Consider the following 18,806-nt stretch of genomic DNA (forward strand, 5'->3'; position numbering starts at 1 on the left):
ATGTTAATTCCCTGTTATGGTAGTATGGTTTTATAGATTTAGGAGAGGGTGTTCCATGCGGGTGAATAATCGCTCTTTGCGGTTGGAAATCGAAGACCAGATGAAGCTGCATGGCTATAGCCTAAATAAAGTAGCCGAACTGACGGGGATTAACGCCGGAAATTTAAGCATGGTGTTAAATGGCCGGGCTCGTGCCATGACAATCGGTCAATTGGATGCTCTGGCAGAAGTTCTTGGAAAGCCCCCCGGATGGCTGTACGAGCTGTACAAGGAAGAATGCATCTCGGACAATAAGGTGTCCCGACCGCGATTGATCCCGTATCTGGTGCGATGTGTAGAGATTGGTCGAGTGGATTGTATTGAACCGGTGGTTTCCAAGATTCTCGATAACCCTAAGAACATATCGATAATCTTTGCTGCGGCGGAGAAGCTGTTCGAGAATGGGAAGCTGGAGGAATCGGAGTATTTTTATCAACTCGTGGTCGACAATACGAAGGATAGTTTCTCCGAGTTCATGACGATGAGCCAATATCGGCTATTTCTGATCGCTCAAGGTACGGATGAGGAGCAGAACTGGAAATCGGTTATTCAATTCGAACCTTTCCGAAGACGATTGCCGGAATATCTCCAGCTTGCGGCGCTTTTGAAGTTGGCGAAGGTTAGTTATTCATTGGAGAAAATAAACGAGGTCGAGAAGTTTGCTGAAGAACTCGCGGAACTAAGTTCCATTCTCTATAAGCTAAAAATGGTGGAGGAAGTATCGGTAGAGCATCACCTGGTATACTATTTTGGCATGGGTCTGTTAATTAAGGGGACCGTTTTGGAAAAAAGAGGGCTATACGAAGAAGCTAAAAAAGTTGTACAAACTTATGCCGACCTTAGTTGGTTTGAGCCTCTTGACGAGTCGGGCTGGCAAGAGGTTGAAAAATTTAAGGTTTGGGCGAAAGCGAATCTTTACACGCTTGAAGTATTGATGGGCAATGACGTCATTCTGAATGAATACGCGGATTACCTAGAGTGCCTTGACCAGTTGAATGAAACTTTGTCCGGACTGACGACAATTATAAAATCGGCAAATATACACGGCTTTTGTATTGATCACGTTCTGCAACGCTTCGTCGGCTCGATCGACCGCTTCGATTGTTTTGTAGACGATCTGATTAATTCACGCAGATACCTTTGGTTTTGCTATCACAGAGCGATTTACGAGTTTTCTAAAGAACGCTACGAAAATGGGATTAAGGAAACGATATTCTGCATTTCACTATGCTTGGAGATGAAGCGATACGAGGACTTGGCCCGCTGCGTCGCTTTATTTGAGAAGCATCGAAATTATGCTTCCGAATCCCAAGTCCAGTATTACAAATCCATCAGGCTTTGGGTGGTTTAGAACCGGGTATAGATTTAAGGGAGGGTGTTCCATGCGGGTGAATAATCGCTCTTTGCGGTTGGAAATCGAAGATCAGATGAAGCTGCATGGCTATAACCTAAATAAAGCAGCCGAACTGACGGGGATTAACGCCGGAAATTTAAGCATGGTGTTAAATGGCCGGGCTCGTGCCATGACAATCGGGCAATTGGACGCTCTGGCACAAATTTTCGGAAAGACGCCCGGATGGTTGTACGAGCTGTACACGGAAGAATGCATCTCGGACAATAAGGTGTCCCGACCGCGCTTGATCCCGTATCTGGTGCGATGTGTAGAGACTGGCCGAGTGGATTGTATTGAACCGATGGTTTCAAAGATTCTCGATAACCCCAAGAATGTGTCCATTATCTTTGCTGCGGCGGAGAAGCTTTTCGAGAACGAAAGACTGGAGGAGTCGGCGTATTTTTATCAACTTGTGGTCGACAATATCAAAGACAGTTTTTCCGAGTTCATGGCGATAAGCCAATATCGGCTATTTCTGATCGCTCAAGGCACGGATGAAGAGAAAAACTGGAAATCGGTTATTCAATTTGAACCTTTCCGAAGACGATTGCCGGAATATCTCCAGCTCGCGGCGCTTTTGAAGTTAGCGAAGGTTAGTTATTCGTTGGAGAAGTGGGATGAAGTCGAGAAGTTTGCACAAGAGCTCTCGGAACTAAGCTCGATTCTCTATAAGCTAAAAATGGTAGAAGAAGTATCGGTAGAGCGCCACTTAGTATATTACTTTGGCATGGGATTATTATTTGAGGGGGCTGTATTGGAGAAAAGAGGGCTTTACCAAGAAGCGAAAACAGTTGTCCAGCATTATGCCGATCTTAGTTGGTTTGAGCCTCTTAACGAGTCCGGCTGGCAAGATGTCGAAAGATTTAAAGTTTACGCGCAGGCGAACCTCTACACCCTTGAAGTATTCATGGGCAATGACGGCATTCTCAATGAATACGCGGATTACCTAGAGAGCCTTGACCAGTTGAACGAAACTTTGTCCGGATTGGAGACAATTATAAAATCGGCGAACACCCACGGTTTTTGTATTGATCACGTACTACAGCGCTTTGCAGGCGCGATCGGCCAATTCGATTGTTTTTTAGACGATCTGATTAACTCGCGCAGGTATCTTTGGGTTTGTTATCATAGAGCCGTTTATGAGTTTACTAAAGAACGCTACGAAAACGGGATTAAGGAAACGTTATTCTGCATTTCACTATGCTTGGAGATGAAACGATACGAGGACTTAGCCCGCTGTGTCGCTTTATTTGAGAAGCACCGGAATTATGCATCGGAAGCACAGATTCAGTATTACGAATCAATCAGGCTTTGGGTGGTTTAGGTGCGCAAAGAGCAATAGAATTATGTATAAGCATTCTGGTGATCAGAATGCTTTTTTGGCTTTTCGCTATACTTCGTGGTTAAAGGTACTCTTGATAGAGGTAATAGAGCGACTTGACATGGAACTTCTGCGGGCATGACTTCTCGCGAGCAGCCGTGAATCCCAAGGCCTCGCGAGGGTAACCAGCCTATCATGCCCGCCCCTCTCTGTAAAGTCGCTGGTTTATATACTCTATAATGAGTGATAAATGCGAATTTCTGCCGACAGAATAAGAGTCAGGATTTTTCGGGTTTACCTGTATACCTTTACTGATTCTTCGCTGGAGTAGATGTTCCCTATAGTGAATTGTTCAAGTTTTAGAATTTAAAAAGAAGAAGTTTTCAAGATTCCTCACTATGGGGAACAACCTGAAATACTTCTTCTTTTTGCTAGGGTAATTATCTTTTGAATAAATATTTTAGCAAGAAAAAAAGAATAGCAAATATTGCAATTGTCATAAAAACTCCTGGCCAGAATATAGCGCCTATTTGTATCACTCCCCATCTTTTTTGGGATATTAGTTTAATCTTATAATACGCTTGCAATATTTTCAAATTCAACAAAATGCTTTTCCGCCTTAAACGAGATTTTTGTAATTCTCCTTGTTCTTTTTTCTAGAGTGTAGCCTCATTTAGAAAACCTTGCAACAGAACCGAGAATAGTAAGCCATTTTTTATTTACTCAATTACCGAGTATGTTTATTTCTCTAAATCGCTGTCCATAATAATAAATAAAGACAAACCCTTTATCCTATGATACAAGCTCTTTCTCAAGAGTATCAGACTCGGCGATTCGGGTAGAGTGGTATGGTGTGATGAGCGAGGAATAAATAGTTTTAGGTAAGGAAAATTTGTTTGAAAAGCTTCGTCCTTACCATACTATGTCAAGAAATGCTAAACAGAAAAACTATGCGTGTTGTCGGGGGATAAACAGCGGTAAGTTCTTGTGAAAAATTATTCCAAGTTAGGAGTGAGATAGTGTGACCGAGGGACAAAATAATACTTTAGATGTTTTGTTACAGGATGTTTTTGAAGATGATAAAACTCTAGATTTAAATGATGAGATACGGAAATGGGTAGCTGCATATTGTAAGGCGGAAGGAAAATATAATTCTTTTTATCGAGAGGAAGATAAACAATTTCCTATACGTTTTGATAAACCTATTGTGGAAGTTAAAGAAGGGTTTGTTTTAAAGATAGAACAATCATGGACCATGTCGAGGATCTGTAAAAATGATACGTTAACTCCTGTTGAAAGCAATCTAAGCTATCAAAGAACAGCCTCAACAAAATACAGTACGAATACCACACAAGGAATTAAAAAAACAGATAGTATAAAATTTAGCGGTGGAATAAAGGTTCCTTTTGAGAAGGATAGTACAGGGATGAATGGGGAAGTAACAATAACAAATGAATTTAATTTTTCAGAATCCACTACTTTTGAACAAACAAGGATAAGTAAATTTAGTGAAAGATACACTTCAATTACACCTGAATACCATATGAGTGAAGTGAAATATTCTCTGGCAATGGTGAATGCTAATATACCATTAAAATTGACGATTCAACTAAAAGGTTTTTTTGAATTTTATGTGAGAGATTCATTCTTTGGACAGAGGTATTCAGTACGAGCTGATATAGGTGAATTATTGACCGGTAGATATCCAGATTATACACCACCTGAAGAATTGATAAAAATTGGTTCGGATGCAGAATATGGAAATTCGGATATCTTACAGTTTAAAGGCTCACAAAATTATCATTTAAATGGAGCAATTTTTTCGTATTTCGAAAATTCAGATAATCCACTACGTGCTGGCTCTAATGATCCGAAATTTTCTTTTCAACTTGGATCTACATTTCAAGAAACAAAACTAGTAAAGGTATATCCTGAACAGGGATTTCATGTAGAATAACTCACATACTTAGAACGAAAAAAATATGAAAAATCAAAGGGTGATGATAATGGGTATAGTAGATTTATATGATCGTATGAGAAGGTATAAAGAGAGTATACCAAACTCCATGCAATATGGTTTTGTTGCAAGTGATCCCCTCAGACTTGAAAATGTTCGAATGATCCCACCACAAAATATAACTATCAAGCCTAGACCTCCTATTGTATTGAGTGCGAATATTGATAATAGATTAGGTACTCGACCGATTGTCCGCACACAAGACTTTTCTCAACAAACTGTGGATAAAGTGTCATATTCAATTACAGAAGGGATTAAAACAACGATAGGTGCATCAATAACACAAGCCATAATTCTAGGGGTATTCTCGTTAGACCGAACAATAGGAACTGTATTAGAATTTAATACTAGTCAAACACAAACAATTGAACAATCTTTGGATCAGTTGTGGACGGATGGGAGTACAATTACAGTTCCTGCAGGTAAACACTATAAAGTAGAACAGCAAATCGAGGTTCGTGAATTTTCTGGTATAGTGGACTTTACATGTGATATAGTGGGTAAATTTTTTGTGACTCACAGAAAACCTACGTGCCCGCCTCCAGCACCATGTTATATTGACATAACTACAGAATATAATTCTCATACACTGTATGACCATCAAGCGATACCTAATACTATAAAATTACCAGGCGGGAGACTTCGTTATAATGGAAAAATTCGAATGGATGGAACGGCTTCTTTACATTCAGATATAGAACTAAGGTTACAAACCTAATAACACAAGCAGAAAAAGTGCAATAGTATAAACCATATTAAAATCAGGATAACATCAGAAGTTATTTTTATGAGGAGAGAAATATATGAATCAAAAATTATATGTAGCAAATAATGGTTCGGATACTATTAGTGTTGTTGATATTATAAAAAATACTGAATTAAAAAAGATAAAAGTAGGATCCCAACCAGGGAGAATGCAGTATAATTCAGCGAATCAAAAATTATATATTGCGAATACAGGTGTAGGCATAGGAGCTAATACTGTTAGTGTAGTCGACATTAAGGAAGATAGAGAAATAACTAAAATTGGTGTAGGTTTACAGCCAGGGGTATTACTTTTAAATCCTAATATGGAAAAGTTATATGTAGCAAACAATGGATCAGACACTATTAGTATAGTAGATACAACTACTAATAAAGAGTTAAAAAAAATAAAAGTAGGACTACAACCTGGTGCATTGCATTTAAGCCCTGATGGTTCAAAATTATATGTTTCAAATTCAGGTGTGGGTTCGAATACAATTAGTGTTATTGACTTAGAAAATAATGAAGAAATTGTACAGATTACAGTAGGCTATAAACCCTCGGCTTTAATAAATTTAAATGTATCAAACACTATATAAGATTCTGTAGCAAAGTATAAACAAAGGCAAGCACTTTTTCATCGTAATTCCTACCATAACTAATATAAGTGTATTCTCACGCTCCTTTTTGTCAAATTGTCGCACATGTGCATGAGAAAGCAAAGATGGAGGATAAAATGAAAAAAACGCCTAAAGATCTTATTCCAAATGCTGGTGAAAGCGCTCTTGATCGCTATAACAAATTTCGCGATGGCTATGCATACGCATCCAATATCGGACACACCAACAAAAATTGGATGGGACAACTTCCAGGAGATACAACAATGAGCCGATTATCTATTCCTGGTACCCATAACTCGATGTCACTCCATGGCGGTGGAGGACCGTACCCAGATGATTTTATAATAACCCAAACCATGAATTTGCAGACCCAATTAAATTCGGGTATTCGTTATCTGGACATTCGTTTACGCAAAGCATCCGACACTCGTCTGGAAGCCTATCATGGATCTGTTAACCAAAAGGCAGAGTTTGGCGCGAATATCTTAAATACCGCCAAAGAATTTTTACGAGCTAATCCTAGTGAAACGATATTGATGCGAGTGAAAAACGAGTGCACTGGATCAGGTGCAGGAAACTGTAAAGATGCATCAACTAGTAAAACATGGGCACAGGTTTTCGAGGATGCTTATTATAATAACCTGAATTATCGTGATTATTTTTGGAAAGGGACATCTAATGACCCACAATTAAAGGATGTAAGAGGAAAAATCGTAGTATTGCCACAGTTTCCAACAGATAATAAACGCTTTGGAATCCCATATGGTAACCTAAAAGTGCAAGATGAATATAACGTAGAGCAGTCAGCAAATGCCATGTATAGCAAATGGACAGCAGTCGGGAATCATCTAAAAACTGCCAATGCTCATACTGGAAAAAATATCTACTTAAATCATCTAAGCGGTAACGGAACTTGGTGGTTTATTTCACACGGAGCTAAGCCTTGGTTTGTCGCAAGTGGATATAATACTCGCTCAACAGGATCAAGCCCAAAGTCTACGAGTACGGGAATTGGCAATTGGCCCGATTTCCCAAGGACATATAGTACGATTTACTATGGCGGAACGAACATCCTGACTGCGCAATATATTCAACAATGGGGACTCCACCATGCTGGTATCATTGCAGCTGATTTCCCAGGTAAGACGTTAATTCAACAAGTCATTAAGTTAAATGATAGACTCCATGGTGGAGATTCTGTTAACATTCAGGCTGTAGGATCTGACGTTGTAAAAGTTGGATTCACCGGGGAGACGTATAAACGAAATAGTTATGAGATACGTCTAAATGGAGCGTACATTGCAAGTATGGAGCCTGATCCAAACAGGCCAGGTGAGATGCGGGCTTTTTATGCTTCGTTAGTTAAAACAGATGTGGGGCTCAATCTTTTTAGATCCAACCTAAAACTATTTGCAAATGATAAAATCGAGGTGTTTGTAAGAACTGCAAACGGACAAACGCTCGTTAAAAGTCAAACATTAACGATACACGATAACCCAGGTGAGGAAGTTCAAGTAAAGGATGGAACTTATCGTATTACGTCAACATTAAAGCTTAGTAGCCTTGTTGACATGAGCAAGAGCTCTGATCGTAATGTCGTATTATATAATAGCCAAAATCAATTGAATGGTGAATGGAACTTTAAATATGATACTACGAAAAAGGCATATCATATCACCAATCGTTGGGATCCAACTAGAGCGCTCGCTTGGAATAGTTCTGCCGGTTCCATTAATGTATTTGGTGCAGGAATTGCCAAGTCAAAAGATGAGCAATATTGGATTTTAAAACGCACTGGAGATGGTTACTTACATTTAGTTAATAAAAAGAATGATACTGTACTAGATGTACAAGGTGGTCAAACAGCTAATTGGACGAACATCAATGCATGGGGACTTGTAGAAGGTGAGAACAACCAAAAATTTAAACTGGTTGAACGAAAAGAAAAATTAGAAGGTCAAATCAATTCTAATTACAAACCACTTTCTGGTCAAAAAAATAGGTCTAGCAGTAATTTCTCATTGCCAAATCTCCAGGGTATTGATAAAGCCCAAAAAGGGAGAGTGGAGATAGAAGGTCATGGCGAAACATTACTTAATTTCAGGGTGATGAGAGATAGGTCAAATAATACAGACCCTGTAATCTGGTCAAATCTGAAACATGGCGACATCATAGATATACCTGCCTATTCAAATTTAACCAATATATATATCGCTAATCCAAGTGGCTATTCATGGGATGGTACCTTTAAAGTAAAATTTTACACATTACAGTAGTAACAAAAAAACTGGGCAGGTTTTGTCCAGTTTTTTTACATTAATGCCTGAAATTCAGTATATCATGAAAATTAGCTCTTGACCGCAAATCTTTGCGGCAAGGGCTGTTTTTTTATTTGCAGATGCCCCTTATTTATTTGCCGTAGAAAATGCGGAACGGAAGTATTCATACATGCCGCGGCTATCCGATGTTGTGAGAATTTTGTGAGAACGGCTCGCTATACTGGATTAGGAAATAAGAATCACAAGGAGGGTAGGTCATATATCCCACAAAATCCAATTTTATTCATGATTCTATGGAAAGAAGCGTACTTGTCCGATTGTGCACGGATTCAACCTTTGCAAAAGGCCAGGCACGCAAAGCGTCAGACGAACCAGGACCATAACGAAGAAAAGGGTGAACAACATGATGAGTTTATTCAAGCGGGCGCTGCTTCTCAGCCTGGCGCTCGTGCTGCTGCTTGCCGGGTTGCAGAACAAACCGGTACAGGCAGCCGGTCCCGACTGGATGGATGTAGGCACGTTAACCGATGAAGGATATATCACCAACGTTTCACTCGCGACATACGACGGTGTTCTTTATGCCGTGTACGTTCAGTCGAAGCCGGGAATCATTGAGCGGAAGCTCAAGGTAAAGAAATTGAACGGAAGCACATGGGAGCCGGTTGGCGGAGAGTGGGTTACGGAAAACAAGTTTATCGATGAAGTCCAACTGGTTGTCAGTCAAGGCGTGGTCTATGTCGCTTACAAAACGAATTCGCCAAGATCCTCTTATAGCGTAGCTGTCAAAAAGTATGAGGGCGACGCTTGGAAAGCGGTAGGGGATAGCGAATTTGTGGTGGAGGGCGTGATGACTTTTGAAGCCTTCTCCTTTGTTGTTGATGAGGGTATTCCTTACGTTGCATACACTACTTCCCAGATCACCGTGAAGAAATTCGACAACGGCAGCTGGCAGACAATCGGTAACGATCGATTCGGCAACCATGCGCAAGCTCCGCATCTGTATGTTGATAAGGGAACTCCTTATGTTGCATACCAGGAGACAAACCCTGCGGCGGATATTATTTTGATGAAGCTGAGCGGACAAACCTGGGAAAAAGTGGGTAGTAAGATTCCGTTGCCTTCTTGGTTCATGTGGGTGGTCAGCCCAAAAGTATATGTAGACAACGGAACACCTTACGTAGCGTTTGGTCAACAGGACATGAATAACGCTCAGCACTTGAATGTACGAAAGTATAACGGCAGCAGTTGGGAGAGCGTAGGGAGTGAGAATTTTTCCGACGGAACCCAGGCGATGCACATTACTTTCGAAGGAACGAGAGATCAATTGTTCGTCTCGTATCAAGAGTTTGACGGGCGAAATGGCGGGTTTAACATGAAGCCTGTCTTGAAGCAATACTTGAACGGCAGTTGGGTAACTGTTCCAAGCCAAGGAACATTCCCTACCGATTATTATGATATTGCGATTGCCTTAGATCCTGGCGCACTTTATGTAGCTGCGAATACATTTGATCAGGCCACGAATAAGGGCAAATTGGACATCAAGCTCATACCGCTCGGATTGCAGATCAGCAGCCATACTCCGGCGAAAGATGCGACTGGCGTCCCGCTCAAGCCGAGTGTAAGCATGACTTTTAGTCAGAGCGTCGCGCCGGTAAGCGGCAAAACCATCTCGATCCGCAAAGCTTCGGATAACAGCGTCGTGGAGAGCATGGCGGTGGATGACGCGCAGAAAGTAAGCATTACGGGGAACACGGTGAGCCTCCGGCTCAATACGTCGCTGGCAAGCAACACCAAGTATTATGTGTCCATTGATTCCGGAGCGTTTCTAAGCGGCGACGGCAGCGTTTATAAAGGGATTGCAGACCCGAAGGAATGGAGCTTTACGACGCTGGTGAAGGGTGATTTAACCGGTGATGGTAAGGTCACTCCGGCAGACATCCTCCTGGTCAATCAATATATTCTTGGCAAAATCACCTTGACGCCCGAGCAGCTTAAAGCAGTCGATATGAACGACGACGGCGTGGTAGATGCCAAGGACACGGCCATCATGATGAACATTTACTTGGGAAGAGCGGGGTGAACAGATTGAATATGTTCAGGAGTGCATCAAAGAGACGGTTTCGCCAAAGCCTCGTGTTCATGATGATGCTGTGCATGATCGTGTCATGGATGCCGATTGGCGCCTTAGGCGCAGCTCAGACCGGAGTCAAAGCCGAAGTCACCGGGGCGGCAGGCAGTCCCGGACAAGAGGTCAATGTCTCGGTTTCCATGGAGCCGGGCACCACTCAGAATATCGACGATGCCATCTTCGGCTATCAGATGGAACTATCGTATGACCCTCAGACACTTGAACTGGTTCAAGGCAAGGACACCGTAACCAACGAAGTGGGAACGCTTGTCTTTCAGGCAAACACAGGAACCAGCGGCAAAATCGGTGTCAAGGCATCGGCTTTTCCGGGCCTTGGGTTTATGGTGTCGAAGCAAAAGGTGTTCACGGTTCATTTCAAGATCAAGAACAGCGCGACAGCTGCGGATTCGACGGTTACCCTGACTTCGGCAGCGTATTCGAGGGATGACGTAACCTATCCCCCCGTTACGAGTCTGACTTCTGGTAAGGTAAGCATCACGCAGAAAACGGCAAGCCTCTCGATCGGCAGCGTCCGCGGGGCGCCGGGTGACACGGTGGACGTGCCTGTTTCTCTGAACGAAGCTTCGACCGGCGTCGCCTCTTACGGAATGCATATTAGCTATGACGCGACAGCCCTGGAAGTGACCAAGGTAACAGGGTCCTCCGGCAACCTGTTCGATTCTGCATACGACAATGCCGCGGGCGTGATCAAAGCCGCGTGGGCGGACGAAAAAGGCGGCGATGCTGCCCTGACCGCAGGCAAAACGCTGTTTACGATATCCTTCCGGATTAAAGACGGCGCCACGGCGGGGATAAAACCGCTGAACCTCAAGGGGAACGAGCCGGAGCAATTTACGGTTACGGACGCGACGGCTCAAGAGATGACGAAAACGCTGCAGTCGGGTCAGGTCGAGGTGCTGTTCCATCTGAAAGCGGCCGCAGCCGATAGCAAGGTCGGCTTAACCTGGAATCATGTAACGGCAGCGACCTACTACGACGTTTATATGGGAACCGCAAGCGGTATTTACGAGCTAAACCCTCGGGCTACGGTTACGCAGACAACGTACAGCGTCCAAGGATTAACCAATAACACAACATACTATTTCTACATTAAAGCAAGCAATGAAGGCGGCTGGATCGTCAATTCCAACGAAGTGAGCGCCACGCCGAAGCAAGGCCTTGATCCAAATGCGCGGCCTACGCTGCCGCAGGTGACCATCGTCAGCAATAATGCCAACCGGTCCGCAGCCAAAACGGGAGATACGGTGACCTTGACGTTTACAGCAAGTGAAAATCTGCAAGGCCTCCCTGTGGTGGCTATCGCCGGTCAACCGGCCACAGTAACCAGCCTGGGCGGCAACAAATTTAAAGCGGACTATACGTTTACGGGCCAGGAAACGGAAGGACTTGTGCCGTTTACGGTCGATTTTGTCAATACAGCTGGAAACCAAGGCATACAGGTGAAGGAGACGACGGACAACAGCTCCGTGCGCTACGATAAGACCGCGCCGACAGGAACGCTGTCCATCAATGGCGGTGCTGCAACGACAAGCTCCTCCGCAGTGACCTTGACGATGACGGCGGCAGATAAAACCCCGGCAGATAAAATGCGCATGAGGTTATCCAACGACAAGGCGGCATGGAGTCCCTGGGAGCCGTTTAGCAGTTCGAAAAGCTGGACGCTTGCGAGCGGCGAAGGCTTAAAGACGGTCTATCTTGAGCTGGCCGATGAAGCGGGCAACGTGACGGCGCCTCCGGTTCAAGCCTCGATTCGATTGGAGAGCGGTTCGTCTTCGTCGGGCAGCAGCAGCTCGTCGGGCGGTTACGCGCCTGCTCCGGGCGAGACCATTGCCATACAAGTACGGAACGGCGCCGATGGCTCCGTCGTAGCCTCGACCGAAATCAAGCGTACGAAGCAGTCGGATGGACGCATCACGGACGAAGTTCGTTTCACACCGGAGCAGGCGGACAAAGCGGTAAGTCTGTTGAAAGCGGCTCGTTCCAATACGGCCAAGCTCATCATCCCGGATCTAAAAGATGAAGTTGCCGAGCTCAAAGTCACCCTTCCGAAGGAAGCCATGACGAAGCTGGCCAACGAAAAAATAACGCTGCAAGTGGTTACGAGAAACGGGCAAATTTCCATGCCGTGGGATTCACTCAAGGGATTAACGGAGGATGTCTACTTCCGCGTGGTGCCGGTCAAAGCGGAGCAGGATCGAAAAGCGATCGAGCAGCGCGCCACCAAGGAACAGATCGTCGTTAAGGAAGCCGGCAGCGCCGAGATCGGCATTGTGGGCCGTCCCGTAACGATTGAGACGAATATGCCTTCCCGTCCGGTGACGCTGGTGCTGCCTTTGGGCGTGACCAAGCTCAGCGACAAGCAAACGAACCAACTGGGCGTATTTATCGAGCACAGCGACGGCACCAAAGAGCTAGTTCGCGGGAATATCGTCAAGTACGACGAGACCGGTCAACTGGGTATCGAATTTACGATCAGCAAATTCAGCACGTTTACGATTGTTCAAATGAATGCCAAGACGGACGTGAAGGCCGGGAAGCATCAGGCTTACATTTCGGGCTACCCGGACGGCACGTTCGGACCGGATAAGCCGATTACCCGTGCCGAGATGGCAACCATTTTGTCCCGTACGTATGGAAAGGATGGCAAGAAGTCGTCCGTCTCCTTTACGGATCTCCCTGCAACGCATTGGGCTAAGGAGGCGATAGATCAAGCCTCGGCCAGCGGGCTGATGGACGGTTATCCGGACGGCAGCTTCAAGCCGGAGGAAACGATCACCAGAGCGGAGATGGCTCGTATTGCCGATCGCTTGACGGCTTCCTCTCTCCAAAGCACCGGCAGCTTCACGGACACAACCGGACATTGGGCGGAGGCATCCATCGGGAAAGCAAAAGCGGCAGCAATTCTTAACGGGTATGCGGACGGCTCGTTCCGCCCGGATCAGAAGCTGACCCGCGCAGAAGCGGTTACGATCATCAACAAGCTTTTGGGTCGACAAGATTTCGGTTCTGCATCTATGAAATGGAGCGACGTTCAGGAAGGACATTGGGCTTACAACGATATTCAGGAAGCTTCTACCGAGCACGCTTCGAAGTAGGGGACTGACCGCCAATCCAATGCAAAAGGCGCAGCCTGCGGGCAGCGTAAAGTAAAGCCTGGCTCCCCGCAGGGGCTTAGCGTACGAAGGACGTGAACTGGGATTGTTGATCGCTGGGAGCGATCGACCCGGTCACGTCCTTCATTTTTTTCTCGGCGAAAAGCCAATCTTCTTTCATCGTACATTCCAGTTATTTCCTCAAAATAATTATTTTTGGTATTATTAACTTATCGTATTTATTAAGGGGGAGGCGGGATCAGGCTCGTTCCAACTGGAGTCAGAGACGAAGGGGACGGTGGCATTGAGTCTTAAATATCCTTTGAGCTTCGGAATATTTTTGAGCGTCATGCATTTCATGACAAGCTTAGTGATTCCGGGTTTTTGGAAAGTCGTTTTAGCCGCTTGTTTAGTCATGGTGCTGGAATATCCGCTCGATAAAATGGGTATCACCAACCGGGTAATCCCTGTTCCTATGGGGATAGCGGCTTTCATCGGGATCCCCATATTATTGTACTTCATCACGCAATGAGAGTAGAACAGACACAAAAACGGCCCTTGCCCGCATCAATCTTGGCGGCAAGAGCCGTTTGTTTAAACTGTCCCGTAAACTACGCCTCAACCAGCAGCGGCACAACCTTGCCCGCGTTAACGTGCCCGCGCCGATGCGCGCTTCCATCCCTTCGATCGTCTGATGCGTATGGTCCGAATCGACCCCGGCATAGATGATTCGAATGTCTCCGTCCCGCGTCCGCCGATATAGAGGAACGCTCCGTCCAAGACGGCGACGTTGCCTTGCACGAACCTTTTAAAAGAAAAGAATTGGCAACAGCATGGAGCCACGCATCGCTCGCATCTGAACCAATTCCCTTGTCCGATTTTCAAAGAGTTTCTGGAAACTCATAGGGCTTATTTTCGCTCGTAGCATCGCTAGCGGTGAAGAGCCTGTTTTGTTATATCTGAGAAGAGAACGCTTGTAGACTGTTCAAAGAATCTTCTTTAAAAATAACAATACAAGTATGTGTGCGGGATAGAAACAATATTGAACGTAACGATTTAAAAAGGGAATATTGTTATTATACACAAGGATAATAATCATTGAGAATAATGCCGCGAACTGAATAGAACTATAGTTATAAATAACAACGGAAGCCAGGATCAAAATTGCTTGTACGAGTACATTTCTCTTAAGGTTTTTTATTTTTGCAAACGTAATGATGGTTGAAACTCCATATAAACCGTATTCAAAACCGAATAATACTACTACAGTACATATTAAAAAAATTGCCAATATTTTGTAGTAATATTGCCAGTCAATATCTAATATTCTTAAGATTAAAAGTCCTGCCAATAGTGTAAAACAAATGTTTAAACTATAATTCTCAAACAGCATAAAATAGGGTATTTGGGAAACTACCCCCAATATAAAAAGTCTAAAACAGTACAAACGAAAGTTACTGGTTTTTGTATAGCCAATAGCTATGCCATAGGCGAATAACGGGAATGCAAGTCGGCCGAGTAATGAAAACAGAACTATATTTGGAAAAAACAATCGTCCGATGTGATCCAATGACATGGTGAAGTAGGCTATTATTTGTATCATGTATTTTACTCCAAATTTATATAATCAATGTTAAAATTTTTGACAATGAGGAGCATTATAGACAGACTCAATAAACTAACAAGATATTTTCTTCAAAGTAATAAAAGAATTTTTTATTTGTATAAGCATTTTCTGTTAAACCGTCTTTTACAACTTCGATATTATACGTTTCCGAATCGCGCATACTTGCGGTTCTAGGGATTGATTCGTCTAAATACATCCTTGCGGTTATACGGACTGCTTCATCTAAGTAAACCACCATTTCTTTATAGGAAAACTCATGGATCGCATTGGTTTCGAATGAATAATATACTTTATTCTTTAGTTCTTCTCTAACGCCGTATAGCAATCCTCCGAAAACCTCGATTGAGTAGTAATGCTCATTTGCTTTATATTTCAAGGTACTGCTTCCAGTTTCTAAATCTATTGCATAAATCTCTGTTTTATCACCCTTATAATCTTCCTCAAAAAACCAGAATCGATCTCCTACCATGCCAATAACTTCAACAGATCGACTGATGTCATAGTCTTTAAAAATAATAGGCGATAGATTTTTTTTATTTTTTATACAATCTATGAATTCGCTTTTATTTAGGATTAGTAAATTCTCAAGTGTTTCTACCTTGTAACTCCCATTCGAGTTGTAATACTCTTCCCAATAGGATTTTTTTTCAAAGCGTTGTATTCTTCCTGATTTAAAAATGATATTTTTAGCCTGATTTCCTACTTTACATACAGCAATATTAAGCAACACATTCAAGTACGGAAAGTCTTGTTGCTGAATAAAGTAGCCTTTTTTTTCCACATAATCCACTAAAGTGACCCGCGAGTAACAAGCCTTATTAAGAACAAGGTCGTCTTCTGATAAAAAAACTAAACAATATCTTTCATCAATTGGAGAAATTCTAATTCTAAGATTCCATATATTTTTAATATTTCCTTCGAACTTGATACTGAAAACCAATTCATCTTCAAAACGCTCTAAGTTTAATCTGCTTACATTAAACATATTGCCTTCGAGATGTTGTTCAATAGATCCATGAAACATAACATTAGATGGATTGCCTTCGCCGATAAAATGTACTGCCTTGTTAAACTGATACGAAGTCTCTATCAGATGTTCTGTATCAAGACAAAGTAGTTCAGTATAATAAAACTCTTGCTCATTAGAAACACTTTTAAACAATACATGAAACTTTCCAAAGCTTTCACGAAAAGACCACAATGGTTTATCTAAATAAAGATTTTTTACTTCCAATATTTTTACCATGTCATTTCACTCCCACTTTAAAGTCGAAATCCCAATACGCCAAGTATTGGGATTTCGCGTTAAAATACCTACTAGTAATTGAAGAAGAATACATGTGCCCGGCCATATAATGGCGCCAAAGGGTGGTAGTGATGGTAATATCCATCGCTCCCATCGCCGTGTGTTTCTCCATCTGGATCGGTTCTTGGTGTAAGACCATTACCTGCGAGTCTAGTTATCTCTCTGGCTAGATATTGATTTTTGCAAAACACATCTTCGCCGGTTCTAATTCTAGTATATGCCGTATTATAATCAATTGATCCGGCGATAACAACTTTCTGTTGGATAATTTTAGCAGCGTAATAGAGCTCTTCCCTGTTACGAATGCTATCCGCCATTTCACTAGCAACAACCCAAGTTACTCCATTAATTGTGATTGCAAGTGCAAGTCCAAGCAATCTTTCGATTACAGCCCTGCCAAGAATACCCGCTACCGGTGCAATTAGTGGTAATTGAGCTTTAACTTTATCATTCAACTCAATCTTGAAGCCATTTTCTTTGATCTTGTGCTCTTTCTTTGTTTTCTTTTCAGTAAGAGTAGCTTCAAAGGAAGCTTCATTGGCTTCAAGAAGATTTACATCATATTCAACCTCTTTGTTAGTGTTAGAAGCGAGAAGAGAACTAAAACCGATTGGGGAATTCGCTTTCTCGACTGCTTTCAGGGTAATCTTTTGAGTTGCTTTATCGTATGTTCCATACAACTCATCGCCTTTATGGGTTCCTTTAACTTCAATAACTTTACTATCATTTTTAAGTACTACAATACCATCTTCGGTCTTATTTTCTGCAAATGTATCACCAATAAAAACGAATAACATACAAAAACTTAGAGCCAAAGCAGTAATGGCTTTATATCTTCTAAAGAACTGTAGCACGATTGCAACCCCTCCGTGTTTTACTTAAATTCAATAAATCCGTTGCCGAATATTGTATCATTACCCTTAACACCTAAATCTCTTGAATAACTTTTCAACACTCTTACGATTTCTTCAAAGCTTGGCTCTTCTATACCAAATTTTAAGGGTTCTTGAAGGATCAGCGCTATTATTCCGGTTATCTGTGGGGATGCAAATGAACTCCCACTATAGACCCCGTAACTTCTACCATTCGTAGTTGAGATAATGTCTACCCCCGGCGCACTAAAGTCAATTTTACCAACCGCTGCTTGTTTACTAATGTTCAATCTTCGATCCACTGAAGTAACCGACAATACTCCTTCATAAGAGGCTGGAAATCCGACATCATCACCGTATGAATTTCTGGAAGAAGCAACAACAATAATGCCTTTTGAAGTCGCCTTGTCGATCGATCTTTTTAATTCCACTTTGTCTTCATCAATTGAAAAACTCATATTGATAATTTGAATACCATTATCAATACACCAGTCAATTCCCTTGCTCACATCTCCTAGATTTCCTTCATCATATGCATCAAGAACTTTTACTGGAAATAACTCAACATCGGGTGCTACACCGACTATACCAAAGTTATTATTACGGGCACCAATAATTCCCGCTACAAATGTCCCATGTCCGGTTTCATCGGTTGTAGGTTGATTGGGATCTATCGCATTGAACCCAAGCTTTAAATTCCCAACTAAATCCGGATGATTTTCAACCCCACCGTCAACAATAGCAACTTTCACCCCTTTTCCAGTAATCCCCTGATTCCATAAAGAAGGAATATTCATTTTCGATATTCCCCATGGAATTGCCTGTACCTTTTCAATATCTGTGGGAACTTCATCTTGAACATTAGAATTAGTAACGTAGACCAATACACCCACTGCGAAAGCGACTACTAAAGTTACAAGAAATAAAATTTTAAATTTCCGATACCTTAATATCATTTCTACAACTCCCCATCTATCACCCCCAAAATCAATATATAACCATAATAGGGTAATTAATACAAAGGCAATAAATCCCATAGTATATCAAGATAGTAAAAAATACAAATATTTTTTCTAAATGGTAGAAAAATGAATCTGGTGCTATGAGCCCCCCCTCCCGGTTTTATTGGTTTTATTCATCAGGAATTCCCTGATTTTGTTCCCGTCAATTTCCAACTCAGTTCCAGCCGGATTGGTCATTTTTGACGCATCAATGCGTGCTTCAGGCGGTAACTCTCCCCCTCGAAAAGAAAGGTTCGAATTGAATAACCGATTTCCAGTTCCTGTCGGGCTACCCGGACGGCACGTTCGAACCGGATAAGCCGATTACCCGTGCCGAGATGGCAAC

General features: G+C 42.6%; 13 protein-coding genes and 1 pseudogene. 10 read left to right on the forward strand and 4 right to left on the reverse strand.

Features of this window, described 5'->3' with window-relative positions:
* The first annotated feature begins 55 nt into the window (after positions 1–55).
* From ET33_RS17400 to ET33_RS17435, 9 genes are all read left to right on the forward strand, one after another.
* Positions 56–1,390 carry a helix-turn-helix domain-containing protein gene (locus ET33_RS17400; RefSeq protein ID WP_036684377.1) on the forward strand — a complete coding sequence of 445 codons (1,335 nt, stop codon included), beginning with the start codon at positions 56–58 and terminating at the stop codon, positions 1,388–1,390.
* Positions 1,391–1,421: 31 nt separating this feature from the next.
* Positions 1,422–2,756 (forward strand): helix-turn-helix domain-containing protein, encoded by a 1,335-nt coding sequence (locus ET33_RS17405; protein ID WP_036684380.1) that lies wholly within the window; start codon positions 1,422–1,424, stop codon positions 2,754–2,756.
* A 1,018-nt stretch (positions 2,757–3,774) separates the two neighbouring features.
* On the forward strand, positions 3,775–4,710 hold the full coding sequence (locus tag ET33_RS17410; RefSeq protein ID WP_036684385.1) for an ETX/MTX2 family pore-forming toxin: 936 nt from the start codon (positions 3,775–3,777) through the stop codon (positions 4,708–4,710).
* Between the two features lie 49 nt (positions 4,711–4,759).
* Positions 4,760–5,488 carry an ETX/MTX2 family pore-forming toxin gene (locus ET33_RS37515; protein WP_161783547.1) on the forward strand — a complete coding sequence of 243 codons (729 nt, stop codon included), beginning with the start codon at positions 4,760–4,762 and terminating at the stop codon, positions 5,486–5,488.
* Positions 5,489–5,573: 85 nt separating this feature from the next.
* Positions 5,574–6,113, forward strand: a complete 540-nt coding sequence (locus tag ET33_RS17415; RefSeq protein WP_036684389.1) for a YncE family protein — start codon at positions 5,574–5,576, stop codon at positions 6,111–6,113.
* 125 nt (positions 6,114–6,238) lie between these two features.
* Positions 6,239–8,410 (forward strand): phosphatidylinositol-specific phospholipase C domain-containing protein, encoded by a 2,172-nt coding sequence (locus ET33_RS17420; RefSeq protein WP_036684392.1) that lies wholly within the window; start codon positions 6,239–6,241, stop codon positions 8,408–8,410.
* Positions 8,411–8,816: 406 nt separating this feature from the next.
* Positions 8,817–10,493: an Ig-like domain-containing protein gene (locus ET33_RS17425; RefSeq protein WP_036684395.1), complete on the forward strand. Its 1,677-nt coding sequence runs from the start codon at positions 8,817–8,819 to the stop codon at positions 10,491–10,493.
* The gene (locus tag ET33_RS36475; RefSeq protein ID WP_081890362.1) at positions 10,490–13,657 is read left to right on the forward strand and encodes an S-layer homology domain-containing protein; all 3,168 of its coding nucleotides are present in this window, start codon (positions 10,490–10,492) and stop codon (positions 13,655–13,657) included. The genes ET33_RS17425 and ET33_RS36475 overlap by 4 nt, the downstream gene beginning before the upstream one ends.
* 301 nt (positions 13,658–13,958) lie before the next feature.
* The gene (locus ET33_RS17435) at positions 13,959–14,186 is read left to right on the forward strand and encodes a hypothetical protein (protein ID WP_036684400.1); all 228 of its coding nucleotides are present in this window, start codon (positions 13,959–13,961) and stop codon (positions 14,184–14,186) included.
* A 453-nt stretch (positions 14,187–14,639) separates the two neighbouring features.
* Here the strand turns inward: ET33_RS17435 and ET33_RS40635 are convergent, their stop codons facing one another.
* The 4 genes from ET33_RS40635 to ET33_RS17455 all read right to left on the reverse strand — a co-directional run bounded on the left by ET33_RS40635 (position 14,640) and on the right by ET33_RS17455 (position 18,415).
* Positions 14,640–15,257, reverse strand: a complete 618-nt coding sequence (locus ET33_RS40635; protein ID WP_036684403.1) for a TraX family protein — start codon at positions 15,255–15,257, stop codon at positions 14,640–14,642.
* A 67-nt stretch (positions 15,258–15,324) separates the two neighbouring features.
* Positions 15,325–16,527, reverse strand: coding sequence for a hypothetical protein (locus ET33_RS17445; RefSeq protein WP_036684406.1), 1,203 nt, complete (start codon positions 16,525–16,527; stop codon positions 15,325–15,327).
* 71 nt (positions 16,528–16,598) lie between these two features.
* A complete protein-coding gene (locus tag ET33_RS17450) occupies positions 16,599–17,441 on the reverse strand; it encodes a hypothetical protein (protein ID WP_036684409.1) in 843 nt (280 codons plus the stop codon).
* Between the two features lie 20 nt (positions 17,442–17,461).
* Positions 17,462–18,415, reverse strand: coding sequence for a S8 family peptidase (locus tag ET33_RS17455; RefSeq protein WP_036684413.1), 954 nt, complete (start codon positions 18,413–18,415; stop codon positions 17,462–17,464).
* Positions 18,416–18,741: 326 nt separating this feature from the next.
* On the opposite strand from ET33_RS17455, the pseudogene ET33_RS40640 reads away from it, so the two are divergent.
* Positions 18,742–18,801: pseudogene (locus ET33_RS40640) on the forward strand (S-layer homology domain-containing protein); the annotation flags it as partial.
* Positions 18,802–18,806: the final 5 nt, after the last annotated feature.

The sequence above is a fragment of the Paenibacillus tyrphae genome, from assembly GCF_000722545.1.
GTDB classification, from domain to species: Bacteria; Bacillota; Bacilli; order Paenibacillales; family NBRC-103111; genus Paenibacillus_G; species Paenibacillus_G tyrfis.

Coding starts and splice junctions, on each gene's coding strand:
- ET33_RS17415 (WP_036684389.1), top strand. CDS start 5,574: ATGAATCAAAAATTATATGTAGCAAATAATGGTTCGGATACTATTAGT.
- ET33_RS17405 (WP_036684380.1), top strand. CDS start 1,422: ATGCGGGTGAATAATCGCTCTTTGCGGTTGGAAATCGAAGATCAGATG.
- ET33_RS17420 (WP_036684392.1), top strand. CDS start 6,239: ATGGAGGATAAAATGAAAAAAACGCCTAAAGATCTTATTCCAAATGCT.
- ET33_RS17425 (WP_036684395.1), top strand. CDS start 8,817: ATGATGAGTTTATTCAAGCGGGCGCTGCTTCTCAGCCTGGCGCTCGTG.
- ET33_RS17455 (WP_036684413.1), bottom strand. CDS start 18,415: ATGATATTAAGGTATCGGAAATTTAAAATTTTATTTCTTGTAACTTTA.
- ET33_RS40635 (WP_036684403.1), bottom strand. CDS start 15,257: ATGATACAAATAATAGCCTACTTCACCATGTCATTGGATCACATCGGA.
- ET33_RS17400 (WP_036684377.1), top strand. CDS start 56: ATGCGGGTGAATAATCGCTCTTTGCGGTTGGAAATCGAAGACCAGATG.
- ET33_RS37515 (WP_161783547.1), top strand. CDS start 4,760: ATGGGTATAGTAGATTTATATGATCGTATGAGAAGGTATAAAGAGAGT.
- ET33_RS17445 (WP_036684406.1), bottom strand. CDS start 16,527: ATGGTAAAAATATTGGAAGTAAAAAATCTTTATTTAGATAAACCATTG.